This window comes from Cupriavidus pauculus (genome assembly GCF_022179805.1).
In the GTDB taxonomy this organism is placed as follows: domain Bacteria; phylum Pseudomonadota; class Gammaproteobacteria; order Burkholderiales; family Burkholderiaceae; genus Cupriavidus; species Cupriavidus pauculus_E.
This window is the reverse complement of sequence record NZ_BPUO01000006.1, coordinates 283,479-301,614: the sequence shown is the minus strand read 5'-3', so window position 1 is coordinate 301,614 and position 18,136 is coordinate 283,479. Positions and strand designations below refer to the sequence as shown.

Sequence of the window (18,136 nt, the reverse complement as noted above, 5' to 3'; positions counted from 1 at the left end):
AACACCGGGGCACGACCGACGCGTGGCGCACTTCGCGTTCACCGATCCGGAGACTGGCACGGAAGCCCAACTGGACATCGACACGCAGACGCGCGAGTTCGTCTATACCGAAAGCGGCGTCAAGGCCGGCGAAGGCTATCGCGTCAGCTCGCAAGGCAACCTGCATGCGGCCCGTGCCTTGGCGCCGGCTGCAGAACCGGAAGCCCCGGCGGCCGACATGGACGTCGATCCGATCCAGCCGGTAGCCTGATCGCGGCGGCACCCCGGTGCCAACCGTCTTGAGAGCCCGCCTTTCCGCAGCAACGCGGCAAGGCGGGCTTTTTCATGGCTGCCGGATAGCCAGCAGCCGCTCGGCCATCTCGGCGAAACCTTCTCCGCCCGCGGCCTCGGTGATGTACGCCGGCTTCATCGGCAGCTTGTCGAGGATGTCGCGCACGTTGGCCACGCCCACCGACAGTGGGAAGTGGCCGAACATCGCCACGTCATTGGCCGAATCGCCAATGAACAGCCATTCGTCGCGCTGGGCGTCGATGTCGGCCCCGAGCAATTCCTCTACACAAAGCCGGCTCATCGACAGCTTGTCGTGATGGCCGAACCAGCCGTTGACATGGATCGAACTGACGGTGGCCGTCATGCCCGCGCCACGCATCAGTGCCACGATGCGGTCCACGGCGGCCTGCCGCAGCGGCGCCACGTCCTCGGCATGGTCGATCGCCAGGTCCGCCGCATGCCACGCCTGGTCCGAGGCCAGCGCGCAGCCGGGCACTTCACGCAGGATTTCCTGGCCCAGCGCGTGAATGCGGAACAGATTTGCTTCGCGCGTGGCGGCGTCGTCCAGAAAGCGGGTGACCAGCTTGTTGTCAACCAGATGTGAGTAGAACGCGCCGTTTTCCCCGATGATCGCGTCCACGGGCCACAGCCGGGTAAGGATTTCAGCCCAGGCGATGCAGCGGCCGGTCACGGGAATCACGTGCAAGCCGGCGCGTTTCAGGCGATCCAGCGCCATGTAGGTGGCGGCGGGCAGCTGGCCGTCGGTGGTCAGGGTGCCGTCGATATCGGTCAGGATGCCGCGCACCCGGCGCAGCGCGCTGTCGGGCAGGGCGGAGAAGGAAGTCGGTACTGTCATGGCGGGGCATTGTAGTCCCGGGCCTTGCTACCGGGGGAGCCAATTGCCTGTCGTCAATATGCTGCAACATTCTCATGCGCAAGGCCGGGTTTGCCCGCTGTTCGGTGACAAAAGAGCGGCGTAACATGCCTGTCACAAAAAATGCATACAGTCGGTCGCTTTTTCAAAAAAATGGTCTGACCGAACAGCCTAAGGAGAATTGCCCATGTCCTTCCCGCGTTTTGCTTTGAAACTGGCCGCAGCGGCCAGCCTGGCCTTTGCCGGCACGGCCCATGCGGCCGTCGAGATCCAGTGGTGGCACGCCATGGCGGGCGCGCTGAACGACAAGGTCAACGAGATCGCCAACAAGTTCAACGCCAGCCAGTCCGAATACAAGATCGTGCCGGTGAACAAGGGTAACTACGACGAGACCATGGCCGCCGGCATCGCGGCCTTCCGCGCGGGCGGCGCCCCGGCCATCCTGCAGGTGTTCGAAGTGGGCACCGCCACGATGATGAGCGCCAAGGGCGCCATCAAGCCGGTATCGGTCGTGATGAAGGAAGCCGGCGAGAAGTTCGACCAGAAGGCCTACATCCCGGCCGTGGCGGGTTACTACACGTCGTCGAAGGGCGAGATGCTGTCGTTCCCGTTCAACAGCTCGACGACGGTCATGTACTACAACAAGGACGCCTTCAAGAAGGCCGGCCTGTCGGCGCCGCCGAAGACGTGGCCCGAGGTGATGCAGTACTCGGCCAAGCTCAAGGCGTCGGGCATGAGCTGCGCCTACACCACCGACTGGCAGAGCTGGGTGCACCTGGAAAGCTTCTCGGCCTGGCACAACACGCTGTTCGCCAGCAAGAACAACGGCTTTGGCGGCACCGATGCGCGCCTGGTGTTCAACAGCCCGCTGCACGTGAAGCACATCACGAACCTGCAGGACATGGTCAAGAAGGGCTATTTCAGCTACGGCGGCCGCAAGGCAGAGTCGCAGGCCAAGTTCTATAACGGCGAATGCGCGATGTTCACGGGTTCGTCGGCGTCGCTGGCCAACGTTCGCAAGAACGCCAAGTTCCAGTTTGGTGTTTCGCAACTGCCGTACTACCCGGACGTGCAGGGCGCGCCGCAGAACACCATCATCGGCGGCGCATCGCTGTGGGTGATGAGCGGCAAGAAGGCCGAGGAGTACAAGGGCGTGGCCAAGTTCTTCACGTTCCTGTCGCAGCCCGAGATCCAGTCGGACTGGCACCAGGCCACCGGCTACCTGCCGGTCACCATGGCCGCGTATGAGCTGACCAAGAAGTCGGGCTACTACGACAAGAACCCCGGCGCCGAGGTGTCGGTCGAGCAGATGGTCGTGAAGACCACCGACAAGTCGCGCGGTGTGCGCCTGGGCAACCTGGTGCAGATCCGTACCATCATCGACGAGGAACTCGAATCGGTGTGGGCCGGCAAGAAGGAACCGAAGGCAGCGCTGGACGCGGCCATCGCGCGCGGCAACGAACAGCTCGAGCGCTTCCAGAAGACCGTGAAGGAATAAGTTTCCTGCATTGCAGGACTGCAGCGGGCGGCGGCACAACCGTCGCCCGTTTGCGTTAGTCAGAATTGTCCAGTGATGGAGCGGGATCCCGACCATGGAAAAGCGCGTCGTATTCCGGTCACCGTGGTTGCCATATCTGCTGGTGTTTCCGCAGATTGTCATTACGTTGATCTTTTTCTTCCTGCCCGCCGGGCAGGCGTTGTGGCAGTCGTTGCTGCAGCAGGATGCCTTCGGCATCAACCTTGATTTCGTGGGCCTCGATAACTTCGTGGCCCTGTGGAAAGATGCCAGCTATATCGAATCGTTCCAGGTCACCGCGATCTTCGCTGTCGGCGTGACCGTGGTTGGCTTGTCGGTGGCGTTGCTGCTGGCGTACTTTGCCGATCGTGTGGTCCGTGCGGCCACCGGCTACAAGACATTGCTGATCTGGCCGTATGCCGTGGCGCCCGCCGTGGCCGGCGTGCTGTGGATGTTCATGTTCAACCCGACGCTGGGCGTGGTGTCGTACGCGCTGCGCAAGATGGGCGTGGACTGGAACTTCCTGCTCAACGGCAACCAGGCGCTGGCGCTGGTGGTGCTGGCCGCGGCGTGGAAGCAGGTGAGCTACAACTTCCTGTTCTTCCTGGCCGGCCTGCAGAGCATTCCGAAATCGCTGATCGAAGCCGCCGCCATCGACGGCGCCGGCCCGTGGAAGCGGTTCTGGTCCATCGTATTCCCGCTGCTGTCGCCCACCACGTTCTTCCTGCTGGTGATCAACGTGGTGTACGCATTCTTCGATACCTTCGCGATCATCGACGCGGTGACGCACGGCGGCCCGTTCAATTCGACCAATACGCTCGTGTACAAGGTGTTCCATGACGGCTTCCGTGGCATGGATATCGGCGGCTCGGCGGCACAGTCGGTGGTGCTGATGGTGATTGTGATCGCGCTGACCGTGGTGCAGTTCCGCTTCGTGGAACGCAAGGTCCAGTATTGAGAGGAGACAGGCAATGGTAGAACGTCGTCCCGTATTGGACTTCATTACCCATCTGGTGCTGATCGTCGGCATCGCAATCGTGGCATTTCCGGTGTATCTGACCTTCGTGGCGTCGACGCTGACGGCCGAGCAGGTCCTGGACGCGCCGATGACACTGATCCCGGGCGGACACCTGATCGAGAACTATCGCACGGTGCTGTTCCACGGCGTGGGGGAGGCTGCATCGCCGGTTTCCACCATGATGAAGAACAGCCTGATCATGGCGCTGGGCATCGCGCTGGGCAAGATCGCGATCTCGATCATATCGGCCTTCGCGATCGTCTATTTCCGCTTTCCGCTGCGCAAGTTCTTCTTCTGGATGATCTTCATCACGCTGATGCTGCCGGTGGAAGTGCGCATTCTGCCCACCTACAAGGTGGTGTCGGACCTGGGCCTGCTGGACAGCTACTTCGGCCTGACCATCCCGATCATCGCGTCGGCCACCGCCACGTTCCTGTTCCGGCAGTTCTTCCTGACCATTCCGGACGAACTGGCCGAGGCGGCGCGCATCGACGGGGCCGGCCCGCTGCGGTTCTTCTGGGACGTGGTGCTGCCGCTGTCGCGCACCAGCATCGCCGCGCTGTTCGTGATCCAGTTCATCTACGGCTGGAACCAGTACCTGTGGCCGCTGCTGATCACCACGCAGAAGTCGATGACGCCCGTGGTGGTGGGCGTGACGCAAATGATCTCCCGGTCTGGCGACGCCGCCACCGACTGGAACCTGGTAATGGCCACGGTCATGCTGGCGATGATTCCGCCGGCCGTGGTGGTCGTGCTCATGCAACGCTGGTTCGTCAAGGGCCTGGTGGAAACGGAAAAATAAGACCATGGCAAAGCTATCCCTTCGCAACGTACAGAAGACCTATGCTGGCGGCACCCAGGTGGTGCACGGCATCGACATGGAAATCACCGACGGCGAGTTCATCGTGATCGTCGGCCCGTCCGGCTGCGGCAAGTCCACACTGCTGCGCATGGTGGCGGGGCTGGAAACCATTACCGGCGGTGAGGTGCACATCGGCGAGAAGGTCGTCAACGACCTGGAGCCGGCCGAGCGCGACATCGCGATGGTGTTCCAGAACTACGCGCTGTATCCGCACATGAGCGTCTACGACAACATGGCGTACGGGCTCAAGATCCGCGGCATGTCCAAGGCCGAGATCGACCAGCGCGTGAAGCACGCGGCCGGCATCCTGGAGCTGGCGCCGCTGCTGGAGCGCAAGCCGCGCGCGTTGTCCGGAGGCCAGCGCCAGCGCGTGGCCATGGGCCGCGCCATCGTGCGCGAGCCTGCCGTATTCCTGTTCGACGAACCACTGTCGAACCTCGACGCCAAGCTGCGCGTGCAGATGCGCCTGGAACTGAAGGACCTGCATCGCCGGCTGAACACCACGAGCCTGTACGTGACCCACGACCAGGTGGAGGCGATGACGCTGGCAGACCGCATGATGGTGCTCAACGGCGGACGCGTCGAACAGATCGGCACGCCGCTGGAAGTCTATTCGCGCCCGGCCAGCACGTTCGTGGCCGGCTTCATCGGCTCGCCGCCGATGAACCTAGTGCCGGTGACGCGCAACGGCGCGGGGCAGGGCGCCAACGGCGGAGACGCGCAGATGCGCGTGGTGGCCAAGGACGGGCAGGCCACTGCTACGCTGGGCCATCTGCCGATGGGGCTGCATCTGCCGGAACAGGCGCTGATGGGCCTGCGACCCGAGCATATCGAACCGTGCGCCGCGCACGAGGCCATTGCAGAGATCGATGTGCGCGTGGTGGAAGCGCTGGGCGCCGACTCGTTCGCGTACGGCACGCTGGGCGGCCAGCCGATCGTGGTTCGCCTGGACAGCCACATGCCGGTGCGCGCCGGCGACCGTCTGCCGATCACGACATCGGCCGAACACCTGCATTTCTTCGACATGCAGCACGGCAAGCGGATCGAGGCGCTGGCATGAAGCCGACCGACTGGCGGTATCCGCGCCATATCGCGCACCGTGGCGCCGGCAAGCTGGCGCCCGAGAACACCCTGGCGGCGTTCCGGCACGGGGCGTCGTTCGGCTACCGGATGTTCGAGTTCGACGTGAAGCTGTCCGGCGACGGCAAGTCGGTGCTGATGCACGACGCCACGCTGGACCGCACGACGTCGGGCCACGGACGCGTCGATGCGCTGACGCTGGGCGAACTGGCGGCCCTGGATGCTGGGAGCTGGCACGGCCCGGCGTTCGCGGGCGAACCCATTCCCACCCTGGCGACCATCGCCCGCTACACGCAGGCGAACGATTTCCACGTCAACATCGAGATCAAGCCGGTGCCGGGTGCCGAATACCGTACCGGTGCCGCTGTGGCGCTTGATGCACTTGTCCTCTGGAGGGGCGCGGCAGTGCCGCCGCTGCTGTCGTCGTTCTCGGAAGTGGCGCTCGAAGCCGCCCGGCTGGCCGCGCCGGACCTGCCGCGCGCGCTGCTGCTGGACAAGCTGCCGGCAGACTGGCTGGACCGGCTCCGGCGCCTGGACTGCGTGGCGCTCGATGCCAACCACCGGGAGCTCGACGCCAAGGTTATCGCCGACGCGCACGCGGCCGGGTTCAAGGTGCTGTGCTACACGGTCAACGATCCGGCCCGGGCAAGTGAGCTGCTGGCATGGGGCCTCGACGGGCTGATCACCGATGCGGTCGACCTGATTCCCCCGGGAAAATAACGTAATCGATCCTGGACAAACTGTCTCGATTTTGCATCACGAAAAGTCCCCACTGTTTTAGGGATTACGTGCTATGCTCCGCGAGTGAAGACTTAGGTCCTTCCCGCACAACTTGCCCTTTTGGGTCTGGCGGCGAGACCGAAGACAAACGGCACCCCCGGGTGCCGTTCGTTCAAGGTGGTAACCGCAGGACCCCCAAGAGTTGTTTGCAATCCGCTAACCGGTCAGGCCGTGTCGCGGAAGGTTGATGAACCCGCTTAACTCCGGCATACCCGGAGAATAGTGAGCGCCCCATGATGCAGCAGTATCAAAGCAATTCGTACCTCTTCGGCGGCAACGCCCCCTATGTGGAAGAGCTGTACGAGGCCTATCTCCAGAATCCCAGCTCGGTTCCCGACAACTGGCGCGCGTATTTCGACGCGATGCAGAATGTCCCGGCTGTGGATGGTTCCAACGCCCGCGATATCCCCCACGCACCGATCGTCGCCTCGTTTGCCGAGCGCGCCAAGCAGGGCCCCATCAAGACCATTGTTGCCTCGGCCGATTCCGATATGGGCCGCAAGCGCGTCGCTGCCACGCAGCTGATCGCCGCTTACCGCAACATTGGCACGCACTGGGCTGACCTCGATCCGCTGAAGCGCCAGGAGCGTCCGCCCCTGCCTGACCTGGATCCGGCGTTCTACGGTTTCTCCGAGGCCGATCTCGACATCGTCTTCAATGCCAGCAACACGTATTTCGGCAAGGAGTCGATGAGCCTGCGCGAGCTGCTCAATAACCTGCGCGAGACCTACTGCGGCACCATCGGCGCCGAGTTCATGTACGTGAGCGACCAGGCGCAGAAGCGCTGGTGGCAGGAACGCCTGGAAACCACGCGTTCCAAGCCCGTGTTCACGCTGGAGAAGAAGAAGCACATCCTCGACCGCCTGACCGCGGCCGAAGGCCTGGAGCGCTTCCTCCATACGAAGTACGTTGGCCAGAAGCGCTTCTCGCTGGAAGGCGGCGAAAGCTTCATCGCCGCGATGGACGAACTGATCCAGCACAGCGGCGCCAAGGGCGTGCAGGAAATCGTGATCGGCATGGCCCACCGCGGCCGTCTGAACGTGCTGGTCAACACGCTGGGCAAGATGCCGGCTGACCTGTTCGCCGAATTCGAAGGCAAGCACGTTGACGACCTGCCGGCCGGTGACGTGAAGTACCACAAGGGCTTCTCGAGCGATGTCTCGACCGAAGGCGGCCCGGTTCACCTGTCGCTCGCGTTCAACCCGTCGCACCTGGAAATCGTCAACCCGGTGGTGGAAGGCTCGTCGAAGGCGCGCCAGGAACGCCGCGGCGACGCTGGCCACAAGGAAGTGCTGCCGGTGCAAGTGCACGGCGACGCGGCATTTGCCGGCCAGGGCGTTGTGATGGAAACGCTGAACCTCGCGCAGACCCGTGGCTACGGCACGGGCGGCACGATGCACATCGTCATCAACAACCAGATCGGCTTCACCACCTCGGACCCGCGCGACGCCCGTTCGACGCTGTATTGCACCGACGTGGTCAAGATGATCGAAGCGCCGGTCCTGCACGTGAACGGCGACGATCCCGAAGCCGTGGTGTACGCCATGCAGCTGGCCGTTGACTTCCGCATGGAATTCAACAAGGACGTCGTGGTCGACATCATCTGCTTCCGCAAGCTGGGCCACAACGAGCAGGACACCCCGGCTGTGACGCAGCCGCTGATGTACAAGAAGATTGGCCAGCACCCGGGTACGCGCAAGCTGTACGCCGACAAGCTGGCGGCGCAAAACCTGGTTGGCGCGGAATTCGGCGACGAGAAGGTCAAGGAATACCGTGCAGCCATGGACGCCGGCAAGCACACGGCCGACCCGGTCCTGTCGAACTTCAAGAACAAGTTCGCCGTCGACTGGATGCCGTTCCTGAACCGCAAGTGGACCGACGCCGCCGACACGGCCGTTCCCGTCACGGAACTGAAGCGCCTGGCCGAGCGGATCACCACGATCCCCGAGCACGTCAAGCTGCACCCGCTGGTGGAAAAGGTCATCAAGGACCGCGCCAACATGGGCCGTGGCGAGCAGATGCTGGATTGGGGCATGGGTGAACACCTGGCCTTCGCCTCGCTGGTTGCTTCGGGCTACCCGGTGCGTATCACCGGCCAGGATGCTGGCCGCGGTACCTTCACCCACCGTCACTCGGTGCTGCATGACCAGGCGCGCGAGCGCTGGGATGCCGGCTCGTACGTGCCGCTGCAGAACGTGTCTGACAACCAGGCGCCGTTCATGGTGATCGACTCGGTGCTGTCCGAAGAAGCCGTGCTCGGCTTCGAATACGGCTACTCGACCGCCGAACCGAACGCGCTGGTGATCTGGGAAGCCCAGTTCGGCGACTTCGTCAACGGCGCCCAGGTGGTGATCGACCAGTTCATCTCGTCGGGTGAAGTGAAGTGGGGCCGCGCCTCGGGCCTGACGATGATGCTGCCGCACGGCTACGAAGGCCAGGGTCCGGAACACAGCTCGGCCCGTATCGAGCGTTTCCTGCAGCTTTGCGCCGACCACAACATGCAAGTGGTTCAGCCGACCACGCCGGCACAGATCTTCCACCTGCTGCGTCGCCAGATGATCCGTCTGTTCCGCAAGCCGCTGGTGATCATGACGCCGAAGTCGCTGCTGCGTAACAAGGACGCCGTGTCGCCGCTGTCCGATCTGGCCAAGGGCCATTTCGAGACCGTGATCCCCGATCACGAGGAACTGAACGCCAGCAAGGTCAAGCGCGTGATCATGTGCTCGGGCAAGGTCTACTATGACCTGGTCAACACGCGCAAGGAACGCGAGGCGGGCGATACCGCGATCATCCGTCTGGAACAGCTGTACCCGTTCCCGCACAAGGCTGTTGCCGCGGAACTCAAGAAGTACCCCGGCGCGACCGAAATCGTGTGGTGCCAGGACGAACCGCAGAACCAGGGTGCCTGGTTCTTCGTGCAGCACTACATCATGGAAAACATGACGGAAGGCCAGAAGCTCGGTTATGCCGGTCGCCCCGCCTCGGCTTCGCCGGCGGTGGGCTACTACGCAAAGCACAACGAGCAACAGAAGGCGCTGCTGGAAGCCGCGTTCTCCAAGCTCAAGGGCTTTGTTCTGACCAAGTAATTCGTTGGTACCCCACGGCAGCGCACAGGGATGCGCGTCGTGGGGCTACCTGCCTGAAAACGAAACACGCATACATCGAGGAATTACCAAACCATGGCTATTGTTGACGTCAAGGTTCCGCAACTGTCTGAATCGGTCGCCGAAGCGACCATGCTGAACTGGAAGAAGAAGCCGGGCGAAGCCGTTGCTCAGGACGAAATCCTGATCGAAATCGAAACGGACAAGGTTGTGCTGGAAGTGCCGGCCCCGTCGGCTGGCGTGCTGTCGCAGATCATCAAGAACGACGGTGACACCGTAGTGGCCGATGAAATCATCGCCAAGATCGACACCGAAGCCACCGCTGGCGCCGCCGCTCCGGCCGCAGCCGCACCGGCTCCTGCAGCCGCCGCACCGGCCGCTGCCCCGGCTGCCGCTCCCGCCGCTGCTGGCGCCGTGGCCATGCCGTCGGCTGCCAAGCTGATGGCCGAAGGTGGTCTGTCGGCCTCGCAAGTGGCTGGCACCGGCAAGGATGGCCGCATCACCAAGGGCGACGTGCTGGCCGCTGGTTCGGCTCCGGCACCGGCCGCCAAGGCTGCGCCGGCTCCCGCCGCCGCCAAGCCGGCTCTGCAGCAAGTGTCGGCCCAGGTTGACTTTGCCGCGCTGGGCGACCGCCCGGAAGAGCGCGTGCCGATGAGCCGCCTGCGTGCCCGTATCGCCGAGCGCCTGATCCAGTCGCAATCGACCAACGCCATCCTGACCACGTTCAACGAAGTGAACATGAAGCCGGTCATGGATCTGCGTAACAAGTACAAGGATCGCTTCGAGAAGGAACATGGCGTGAAGCTGGGCTTCATGTCGTTCTTCGTGAAGGCCGCCGTGCACGCGCTGAAGAAGTACCCGATCATCAACGCTTCGGTCGACGGCAACGACATCCTGTACCACGGCTACTTCGACATCGGTATCGCCGTTGGCTCGCCGCGTGGCCTGGTGGTGCCGATCCTGCGCAACGCCGACCAGATGAGCCTGGCCGACATCGAGAAGAAGATCGCTGAATTCGGCGCCAAGGCCCGCGACGGCAAGCTGTCGCTGGAAGAGCTGACCGGCGGTACGTTCTCGATCTCGAACGGCGGTACGTTCGGTTCGATGCTGTCGACCCCGATCATCAACCCGCCGCAATCGGCCATCCTGGGCGTGCACGCCACGAAGGACCGCGCCGTGGTGGAAGACGGTCAGATCGTGATCCGTCCGATGAACTACCTGGCCATGTCCTATGACCACCGTATCATCGACGGCCGCGAAGCCGTCCTGGGCCTGGTGGCCATGAAGGAAGCGCTGGAAGATCCGGCCCGCCTGCTGCTGGACCTGTAATACGGTCCTGTCCCCAGACAGACAATCCGTCTTCCGTTTGTCGTCGTCCCCGCGCTCCGGCGCGGGGACCCGGCGAGCGCATCGTACGCACGATGCCGCCGGATGTCCGCCAGTGCGCGGGCATGACGTGCCAAAGAGAAATTTCCCATGAGCAAACAATTCGACGTGCTGGTGATCGGCGCCGGCCCCGGCGGCTACATCGCCGCCATTCGTGCTGCCCAGCTGGGCCTGAACGTGGCCTGCCTGGAAGGCAACGCCTATGACGACCCGAAGGGCGAGGCACGCCTGGGTGGTACCTGCCTGAACGTGGGCTGCATCCCGTCCAAGGCACTGCTGGCTTCCTCGGAAGAATTCGAGAACGCCTCGCACCACCTGGCTGACCACGGCATCACCGTGGGCGACGTCAAGGTCGACGTGGCCAAGATGCTCAAGCGCAAGGACGATATCGTCGGCAAGATGACGAAGGGTATCGAATTCCTGTTCCGCAAGAACAAGGTGACCCTGTTCAAGGGCTACGGCAAGTTCGCCGGCAAGGCAGCCGAAGGCTTCCAGGTCGAAGTGAACGGCGAAACGCTGACCGCCAAGCAGGTCATCATCGCCACCGGTTCGAAGGCTCGCCATCTGCCGGGTATCGCCGTCGACAACAAGCTGATCAGCGACAACGAAGGCGCCCTGAAGTACGACTCGGTGCCCAAGAAGCTGGGCGTGATCGGCGCCGGCGTGATCGGCCTGGAGCTGGGTTCGGTGTGGCGCCGTCTGGGTGCCGACGTGACCGTGCTGGAAGCGCTGCCCGCATTCCTGGGCGCCGCCGATGATGGCGTGGCCAAGGAAGCGCAGAAGCTGCTGACCAAGCAGGGCCTGAAGTTCAACCTGGGCGTGAAGGTCAACGAAGTCAAGACCGGCAAGGACAACGTCACCGTTGCCTACACCGACAAGGACGGCAAGGACCAGACGCTGGAAGTCGATCGCCTGATCGTGTCGGTGGGCCGCGTGCCGAACACCGACAACCTGGGCCTGGAAGCAGTTGGCCTGGGCGTGGACCAGCGCGGCTTCATCGAGGTGGATGACCACTGCCAGACCAAGGTGCCGGGCATCTGGGCAATTGGCGACGTGGTGCGTGGCCCGATGCTGGCGCACAAGGCCGAGGACGAAGGCGTGGCCGTGGCCGAGCGTATCGTTGGCCAGAAGCCGCACATCGATTTCAACACGGTACCGTGGGTCATCTACACGTTCCCGGAAATCGCCTGGGTGGGCAAGACCGAGCAGCAGCTCAAGGCCGAAGGCCGCGAGTACAAGTCGGGCCAGTTCCCGTTCATGGCCAACGGCCGTGCACTGGGCATGGGCGCGTCGGACGGCTTCGTGAAGATGCTGGCCGATGCCAAGACCGACGAGATCCTGGGCGTGCACATCGTGGCGGCCAATGCTTCGGACCTGATCGCCGAAGCCGTGGTGGCGATGGAGTTCAAGGCGGCAAGCGAAGACGTCGCTCGCGTTTGCCACCCGCACCCGTCGATGTCGGAAGTCATGCGCGAAGCCGCGCTGGCCGTCGACAAGCGTCAGCTGAACATGTAATACCCCAGTTCACCGCTTGGTGAACACCGGCGCGCCGCGTGATTTTCGCGGCGCGCCGTTTTCGCTTGCAGCACCCCGTATTTCCGCCAGGCCCCCGACATGAACGTCACCGAGTTTTACGACCACGAGCTCAAGCAGCGCGGCTATCAGTCCGACGAGGCGCAACTGCGCGCCGTGGCGCGGCTGCAGCAATGCTATGACGAGTGGGTGGCGTACAAGAGCCGCCGCAACAACGCGCTGAAGAAGTTTCTGGTGCATCCCGACGTGCCCAAGGGCGTCTACATGTGGGGTGGGGTGGGGCGCGGCAAGTCGTTCCTGATGGACAGCTTCTATTCCTGCGTGCCCGTGGTACGCAAGACACGGCTCCATTTCCATGAATTCATGCGCGAGGTGCACCGCGAACTCGAAGAGCTGCGGGGCCGCCCCGATCCGCTCGACGAGCTGGCCAAACGCATCGCGCGCCGTTTCCGCCTGATCTGCTTCGACGAGTTCCACGTCAGCGACGTGGCGGATGCCATGATCCTGCACCGGCTGCTGCAGCAGTTGTTCGACAACGGCGTGCAGTTCGTGATGACGTCGAACTATCGCCCGGACCTGCTGTATCCGGACGGCCTGCACCGTGACCGCGTGCTGCCGGCCATCGAGCTGCTGCAGACCAAGCTCGACGTACTGAACGTGGACGCCGGCATCGACTACCGCAAGCGCGCCCTGGAGCAGGTGCAGGCTTACCATACCCCGTTGGGCCGCGAGGCCAGCGCCGCACTGCGCGACGCGTTCGTGGGGATTGCGGGCACCGCTGACGAATCGCCGATCCTCCATATCGAGCATCGCGAGATCAAGGCGCTGCGCAAGGCCAACGGGGTGGTCTGGTTCGATTTCGCCACGCTGTGTGGCGGCCCGCGCTCGCAGAACGACTACCTTGAGATTGCCTCGCAGTTCCATACGGTGATTCTCTCCGACGTCCCGAAGATGACGCCCCGGATGTCGTCGGAGGCCCGCCGCTTCACGTGGCTGATCGACGTGTTCTACGACCACAAGGTCAAGCTGCTGATTTCGGCCGAAGTGCCGGCCGACGAGCTCTATAACGAAGGGCAAATGGCCAACGAGTTCCACCGGACCGTGTCGCGCATCATCGAGATGCAGTCGCGCGAGTATCTGGAATCGGAACGCCGGGTGATGGACACCTCGCTGACCTGATTGGCCCGGATGTCAGTCGTATCCGGCAATCTTCTGTTGCGTGCCGGATACCTGGCGGGACGATTCTGACGTCCTTCCTTCAAGTTTGACCTGAGTCAAGGCGGCGCGCGCCTGAGTTACCTAGTATCCACTGGGTAAAAAAAGCGCGCCATGCCGTCTCTGACTTCCGCCCCCCTAGCGCCGCCCCTGGCACCAGCCAGACCCGCCGCCTCCGCTGCATCCGCCGCCCCGTCTGTCGGGCAGCCGCCGGCGTCTCCATCAGATTCTTCCACCGATTGTTTTCATTGCGGTCAGCCATTCAAGGGCGCCGCGCCGTTCGTCGCGCGGATCGACGGGCAATCGCGCGCATTCTGCTGCGGCGGTTGCCAGACCCTGGCGCAGACCCTCCACGCCGCAGGCTTCGGTCATCTGTATGGCGATGTCACGCGCTTTGCGCGCCCGATCGATGCCGAGGCACGGCGCGAAGCCGCCCCAGTCTGGACGGCCTACGACACCCCTGAATTGCGCAGCCAGTTCGTGCGCGTGCTGGACGATCGCCGCGCCGAGGTGACGCTGGCGCCCGAGAATATCCGCTGCGCGGCGTGTGCCTGGCTGATCGAGCAGCATCTGGCCCGGCTGGAAGGCGTGGAGTCGGTGGTGGCCAATGTGGCCACGCGCCGCGTGGTCGTGCGCTGGCAGGTCGCTTCGCAGGGCGTCGCCGATCTGCTGGCCAGCCTGGCCGATATCGGCTACGAGGCATGGCCGTTCGAGGTATCGCGCTCCGACCAGCAGGACCGACGGGAGCGGCGCAGCCTGCTGATGCGCATGGCCGTGGCCATGCTGGGCATGATGCAGGTCATGATGTACGCGTGGCCGCTCTACACCCATGAAGCCACGATTGATCCTGGCCAGTTGCAATTGATGCGCTGGGCCAGCTTCGCGCTGACCATTCCGGTCGTTCTTTATTCCGCCTGGCCGATCTTCGCGGGCGCGTGGCGGTCGTTGCGCCAGCGCCATATGGGTATGGATGTGCCGGTCGCCATCGGCATCGTGGCGGGCTTCCTGGCCAGCGCTGTCGCCACCGTGCGCGGCGTCGGCGAGGTCTATTTCGACTCTGTGACGATGTTCGTGGCGTTCCTGCTGCTGGCGCGCTACCTGGAACTGTACGTTCGCCAGGCATCGCGCAGCGGGGCAGAGATGCTGGCGCGGCAGTTGCCCGCGACCTGCGAGCGCCTGGCGCAGGCCGGCGGGGCAGGCGAGCGGGTGCCGGTGGCGCGCCTGCAGCCCGGTGACCGTATCCGGGTCAAGGCGGGCGAAATCGTGCCGGCCGACGGCGTGGTACTGGCTGGCGCCAGCGAACTCGACGAATCGATGCTGACGGGCGAGGCGCGTCCGGTGAAGCGCGCGGCAGGCGACAGCGTGCTGGCGGGCTGCTTCAACGCAGCCAGTCCGCTGGAAGTGCGTATCGACCGGATTGGCGCGCAGACCCGGCTGGCGGAAATCGTGGCCGTACTCGATCGCGCACTGGCGGACAAGCCCAGGCTCGCCCAACTGGCGGATCGCGTGGCCGGCTGGTTCGTCGGCACGCTGCTCTTGATGGCCGTGGTCACTGGCATCGTCTGGGCGCTATGGCTCGATCCGTCGCGCGCGCTGCTGGTCACGGTGGCGGTGCTGGTGGTGAGTTGCCCTTGCGCATTGTCGCTGGCCACACCCGCCGCGCTGGCGGCCGCTGGCGCCGCGCTGTCGCGCCGGGGCGTGTTGCTGACGCGTGCGCATGCGCTGGAGGCGCTGTCCCGCGTGACAGACGTCGTTCTAGACAAAACCGGCACGCTGACCGAAGGACGCTTCGCGCTGGCATCGACCCAGACATTCGGCGCGCTCGATGCGTGGGACTGCCGGCGCGTGGCCGCTGCCATGGAGCGAGGTGGCGAGCATCCGATCGCCCGAGCCCTCGGCGATCTCGGCGACCTTGGCGGCGCTGACGAAGCGCCCACGGCAACCGACCTGCGCAACGTGCCCGGGCAAGGCCTCGAGGCGGAAGTCGAAGGCCGCCGGTTTCGACTGGGGCGCCGCGAGTTCGTGGCCGCGCTGGCGGCGCACCCGGGTCCGGTGGCGCATGGCCACGAAACTCATCCCGGCGCCACCCAGGTATGGCTGGGCGACGCCGCCGGCTTCCTTGCTTGTTTCCAACTGGCCGATATCGAACGCGCCCAGACCCCTGTACTGCTGCGCCAGCTTGCCTCGCTCGGCGTTCGCTGCCATCTGGTTTCAGGCGATGGCGAGGCGGCAGTGCGCTGGTGGGCGGACCGCTTCGGCATGACGACTGCCGTCGGCGCCGTGACGCCGGAGGGCAAGCGCGACTACGTGGCGGCTCTGCAACGCGATGGGGCGGTCGTGCTGGCCGTGGGCGACGGTATCAACGATGCCCCGGTGCTGGCGCAAGCGCAGGTGTCGATCGCCATCGGCAGCGGTGCGCCGCTCGCGCAGGCCGGGGCCGATGCCGTGCTGACGCACGGCGGCATAGCCGAGATTGCCACTGCCGTTGCCACCGCGCGGCGCGCGCGCCGGGTGGTGCGGCAGAACCTGGGCTGGGCGTTTGCCTACAACGTCGTGGCCATTCCGCTGGCCGCCACGGGCCATGTGACGGCGTGGATGGCGGGCATTGGCATGTCGGTGTCCTCATTGCTGGTGGTGGCCAACGCATGGCGGCTGCTGCGCGTCAAGGGGGCGGCGCGGCAACAGCCGTCTCGGGAGCGGTAAATGGAAACGCTCTATCTGCTGGTGCCGATGAGCCTGGTCCTGGTGGCGTTGATCGCAGGGGTGCTGTGGTGGGCGTTGCAGGCAGGGCAGTACGACGACTTGGACCGGCCTGGCGAAGCCATTCTGCTCGATAACGACAAGCCGCAAGGTCCGGAACCTACGTAGCGAGTGCATAGCGGACGTCGCGTGTGGGCGCTACTGACATTGCCTCGGAAAAACAGTTCGTGCTTGGTGCGCAAGGATTGATTCAAGTCAACGCGGCAGCCCGGTTGTTTTTCTAAAGTCACACAGTCAATAGGTTTATTCTTACTTAGCTTGGGGGTCTGAATGGCTGTCACCACCGCGTCTCCACGCGTCGACACCTTCAACTACGGCGTCGTGCGGCAATTTGCCGTCATGACTGTGGTCTGGGGTATCGTCGGCATGGCCGTAGGCGTTCTGCTTGCGGCGCAACTGATCTGGCCGGATCTGAATTTCAACACGCCGTGGCTGTCGTTCGGCCGACTGCGCCCGCTGCACACCAACGCGGTGATCTTCGCGTTTGGCGGCAGCGCGCTGTTCGCCACGTCGTACTACGTGGTGCAGCGTACCTGCCAGGCACGCCTGTTTTGCGGCCCGCTCGCGGCCTTCACGTTCTGGGGCTGGCAGATCGTCATCGTGGCAGCGGCCATCACGCTGCCGATGGGCATCACGAGTTCCAAGGAGTATGCCGAGCTCGAATGGCCGATCGACATCCTGATCACGCTGGTCTGGGTGGCCTACGCCATTGTCTTCTTCGGCACGATCGTCAAGCGCAAGACGCGCCATATCTACGTGGCCAACTGGTTCTTCGGCGCGTACATCCTGACCATCGCGATTCTGCACATCGTCAACAACATCGAGATGCCGGCGTCGATGTGGAAGTCGTACTCGGCGTATGCGGGCGTGCAGGACGCCATGATCCAGTGGTGGTACGGCCATAACGCCGTGGGCTTCTTCCTGACCACGAGCTTCCTGGGCATGATGTACTACTTCATCCCCAAGCAGGCCGAACGCCCGATCTACTCCTATCGCCTGTCGATCGTTCACTTCTGGGCGCTCAATTTCACCTACATGTGGGCGGGCCCGCACCACCTGCAGTACACGGCACTGCCGGACTGGGCGCAGTCGCTGGGCATGGTGTTCTCGCTGATCCTGCTCGCGCCGTCGTGGGGCGGGATGATCAACGGCATCATGACCATGTCCGGTGCCTGGCACAAGCTGCGTACCGATCCGATCCTCAAGTTCCTGGTGGTGGCGCTGTCGTTCTACGGCATGGCCACGTTCGAAGGCTCGATGATGTCGATCAAGACTGTGAACGCGCTGTCGCACTACACGGACTGGACGATCGGCCACGTGCACTCGGGCGCGCTGGGCTGGGTCGCCATGATCTCCATCGGCTCGCTGTACTACCTGATTCCGCGCCTGTTCGGCGAAAAGCAGATGTACAGCACGCGCCTGATCGAACTGCACTTCTGGGTCGCCACGATTGGCGTGGTGCTCTACATCGCCTCGATGTGGATCGCCGGTGTGATGGAAGGCCTGATGTGGCGTGCCACGCAGCCCGACGGCACGCTGACCTACACGTTCGTGGAAGCGGTCAAGGCCAAGTATCCGTTCTACCTGATCCGTCTGCTGGGCGGCCTGTGTTTCCTGGGTGGCATGTTCATCATGGCCTACAACGTGTTCCGCACGATCGCCGGCAAGCCAGCGGTGGACGCGCCGATTCCGGCCACGCTGCCGGCTTCCGCCCACTGACCCGCCGAGGACGCAAACA

At 64.0% G+C, this 18,136-nt stretch carries 14 protein-coding genes; 13 read left to right on the top strand and 1 reads right to left on the bottom strand.

Annotation, left to right across the window (positions count from 1 at the left end):
• Positions 1-22: 22 nt before the first annotated feature.
• The gene (locus MFF62_RS14470; protein ID WP_238263977.1) at positions 23-250 is read left to right on the top strand and encodes a hypothetical protein; all 228 of its coding nucleotides are present in this window, start codon (positions 23-25) and stop codon (positions 248-250) included.
• Positions 251-322: 72 nt separating this feature from the next.
• Here the strand turns inward: MFF62_RS14470 and MFF62_RS14465 are convergent, their stop codons facing one another.
• A complete protein-coding gene (locus tag MFF62_RS14465; protein WP_238263821.1) occupies positions 323-1,126 on the bottom strand; it encodes an HAD-IIB family hydrolase in 804 nt (267 codons plus the stop codon).
• A gap of 205 nt (positions 1,127-1,331) precedes the next feature.
• On the opposite strand from MFF62_RS14465, the gene ugpB reads away from it, so the two are divergent.
• From ugpB to ccoN, 12 genes are all read left to right on the top strand, one after another.
• Positions 1,332-2,642, top strand: coding sequence for a sn-glycerol-3-phosphate ABC transporter substrate-binding protein UgpB (gene ugpB, locus MFF62_RS14460; RefSeq protein WP_238263820.1), 1,311 nt, complete (start codon positions 1,332-1,334; stop codon positions 2,640-2,642).
• Between the two features lie 94 nt (positions 2,643-2,736).
• The gene (ugpA, locus tag MFF62_RS14455; RefSeq protein WP_238263819.1) at positions 2,737-3,618 is read left to right on the top strand and encodes a sn-glycerol-3-phosphate ABC transporter permease UgpA; all 882 of its coding nucleotides are present in this window, start codon (positions 2,737-2,739) and stop codon (positions 3,616-3,618) included.
• A gap of 13 nt (positions 3,619-3,631) precedes the next feature.
• Positions 3,632-4,480 (top strand): sn-glycerol-3-phosphate ABC transporter permease UgpE, encoded by an 849-nt coding sequence (gene ugpE, locus MFF62_RS14450; protein ID WP_238263818.1) that lies wholly within the window; start codon positions 3,632-3,634, stop codon positions 4,478-4,480.
• Between the two features lie 4 nt (positions 4,481-4,484).
• A complete protein-coding gene (locus tag MFF62_RS14445; RefSeq protein ID WP_238263817.1) occupies positions 4,485-5,600 on the top strand; it encodes a sn-glycerol-3-phosphate import ATP-binding protein UgpC in 1,116 nt (371 codons plus the stop codon).
• Positions 5,597-6,340 (top strand): glycerophosphodiester phosphodiesterase, encoded by a 744-nt coding sequence (gene ugpQ / locus MFF62_RS14440; protein ID WP_238263816.1) that lies wholly within the window; start codon positions 5,597-5,599, stop codon positions 6,338-6,340. The genes MFF62_RS14445 and ugpQ overlap by 4 nt, the downstream gene beginning before the upstream one ends.
• A gap of 293 nt (positions 6,341-6,633) precedes the next feature.
• Positions 6,634-9,486 carry a 2-oxoglutarate dehydrogenase E1 component gene (locus MFF62_RS14435; protein WP_238263815.1) on the top strand — a complete coding sequence of 951 codons (2,853 nt, stop codon included), beginning with the start codon at positions 6,634-6,636 and terminating at the stop codon, positions 9,484-9,486.
• Positions 9,487-9,579: 93 nt separating this feature from the next.
• Positions 9,580-10,833, top strand: coding sequence for a 2-oxoglutarate dehydrogenase complex dihydrolipoyllysine-residue succinyltransferase (gene odhB / locus MFF62_RS14430; protein ID WP_238263814.1), 1,254 nt, complete (start codon positions 9,580-9,582; stop codon positions 10,831-10,833).
• A gap of 147 nt (positions 10,834-10,980) precedes the next feature.
• On the top strand, positions 10,981-12,405 hold the full coding sequence (gene lpdA / locus MFF62_RS14425) for a dihydrolipoyl dehydrogenase (protein ID WP_238263813.1): 1,425 nt from the start codon (positions 10,981-10,983) through the stop codon (positions 12,403-12,405).
• A 99-nt stretch (positions 12,406-12,504) separates the two neighbouring features.
• Positions 12,505-13,602, top strand: a complete 1,098-nt coding sequence (gene zapE, locus MFF62_RS14420) for a cell division protein ZapE (RefSeq protein WP_238263812.1) — start codon at positions 12,505-12,507, stop codon at positions 13,600-13,602.
• A 150-nt stretch (positions 13,603-13,752) separates the two neighbouring features.
• Complete coding sequence (locus MFF62_RS14415) at positions 13,753-16,341, top strand: heavy metal translocating P-type ATPase (protein WP_238263811.1); 2,589 nt, start codon at positions 13,753-13,755, stop codon at positions 16,339-16,341.
• Positions 16,342-16,506: a cbb3-type cytochrome oxidase assembly protein CcoS gene (gene ccoS, locus MFF62_RS14410; protein WP_238263810.1), complete on the top strand. Its 165-nt coding sequence runs from the start codon at positions 16,342-16,344 to the stop codon at positions 16,504-16,506.
• Positions 16,507-16,668: 162 nt separating this feature from the next.
• On the top strand, positions 16,669-18,117 hold the full coding sequence (gene ccoN / locus MFF62_RS14405) for a cytochrome-c oxidase, cbb3-type subunit I (RefSeq protein WP_238263809.1): 1,449 nt from the start codon (positions 16,669-16,671) through the stop codon (positions 18,115-18,117).
• Positions 18,118-18,136 lie beyond the last annotated feature (19 nt).

Excerpts from the sequence above, each read along its gene's own strand:
- ccoN (WP_238263809.1), top strand. The coding sequence starts at position 16,669 with ATGGCTGTCACCACCGCGTCTCCACGCGTCGACACCTTCAACTACGGC.
- ccoS (WP_238263810.1), top strand. The coding sequence starts at position 16,342 with ATGGAAACGCTCTATCTGCTGGTGCCGATGAGCCTGGTCCTGGTGGCG.
- ugpA (WP_238263819.1), top strand. The coding sequence starts at position 2,737 with ATGGAAAAGCGCGTCGTATTCCGGTCACCGTGGTTGCCATATCTGCTG.
- MFF62_RS14445 (WP_238263817.1), top strand. The coding sequence starts at position 4,485 with ATGGCAAAGCTATCCCTTCGCAACGTACAGAAGACCTATGCTGGCGGC.
- MFF62_RS14465 (WP_238263821.1), bottom strand. The coding sequence starts at position 1,126 with ATGACAGTACCGACTTCCTTCTCCGCCCTGCCCGACAGCGCGCTGCGC.
- MFF62_RS14435 (WP_238263815.1), top strand. The coding sequence starts at position 6,634 with ATGATGCAGCAGTATCAAAGCAATTCGTACCTCTTCGGCGGCAACGCC.
- MFF62_RS14415 (WP_238263811.1), top strand. The coding sequence starts at position 13,753 with ATGCCGTCTCTGACTTCCGCCCCCCTAGCGCCGCCCCTGGCACCAGCC.
- zapE (WP_238263812.1), top strand. The coding sequence starts at position 12,505 with ATGAACGTCACCGAGTTTTACGACCACGAGCTCAAGCAGCGCGGCTAT.
- ugpE (WP_238263818.1), top strand. The coding sequence starts at position 3,632 with ATGGTAGAACGTCGTCCCGTATTGGACTTCATTACCCATCTGGTGCTG.
- ugpB (WP_238263820.1), top strand. The coding sequence starts at position 1,332 with ATGTCCTTCCCGCGTTTTGCTTTGAAACTGGCCGCAGCGGCCAGCCTG.
- odhB (WP_238263814.1), top strand. The coding sequence starts at position 9,580 with ATGGCTATTGTTGACGTCAAGGTTCCGCAACTGTCTGAATCGGTCGCC.
- lpdA (WP_238263813.1), top strand. The coding sequence starts at position 10,981 with ATGAGCAAACAATTCGACGTGCTGGTGATCGGCGCCGGCCCCGGCGGC.
- ugpQ (WP_238263816.1), top strand. The coding sequence starts at position 5,597 with ATGAAGCCGACCGACTGGCGGTATCCGCGCCATATCGCGCACCGTGGC.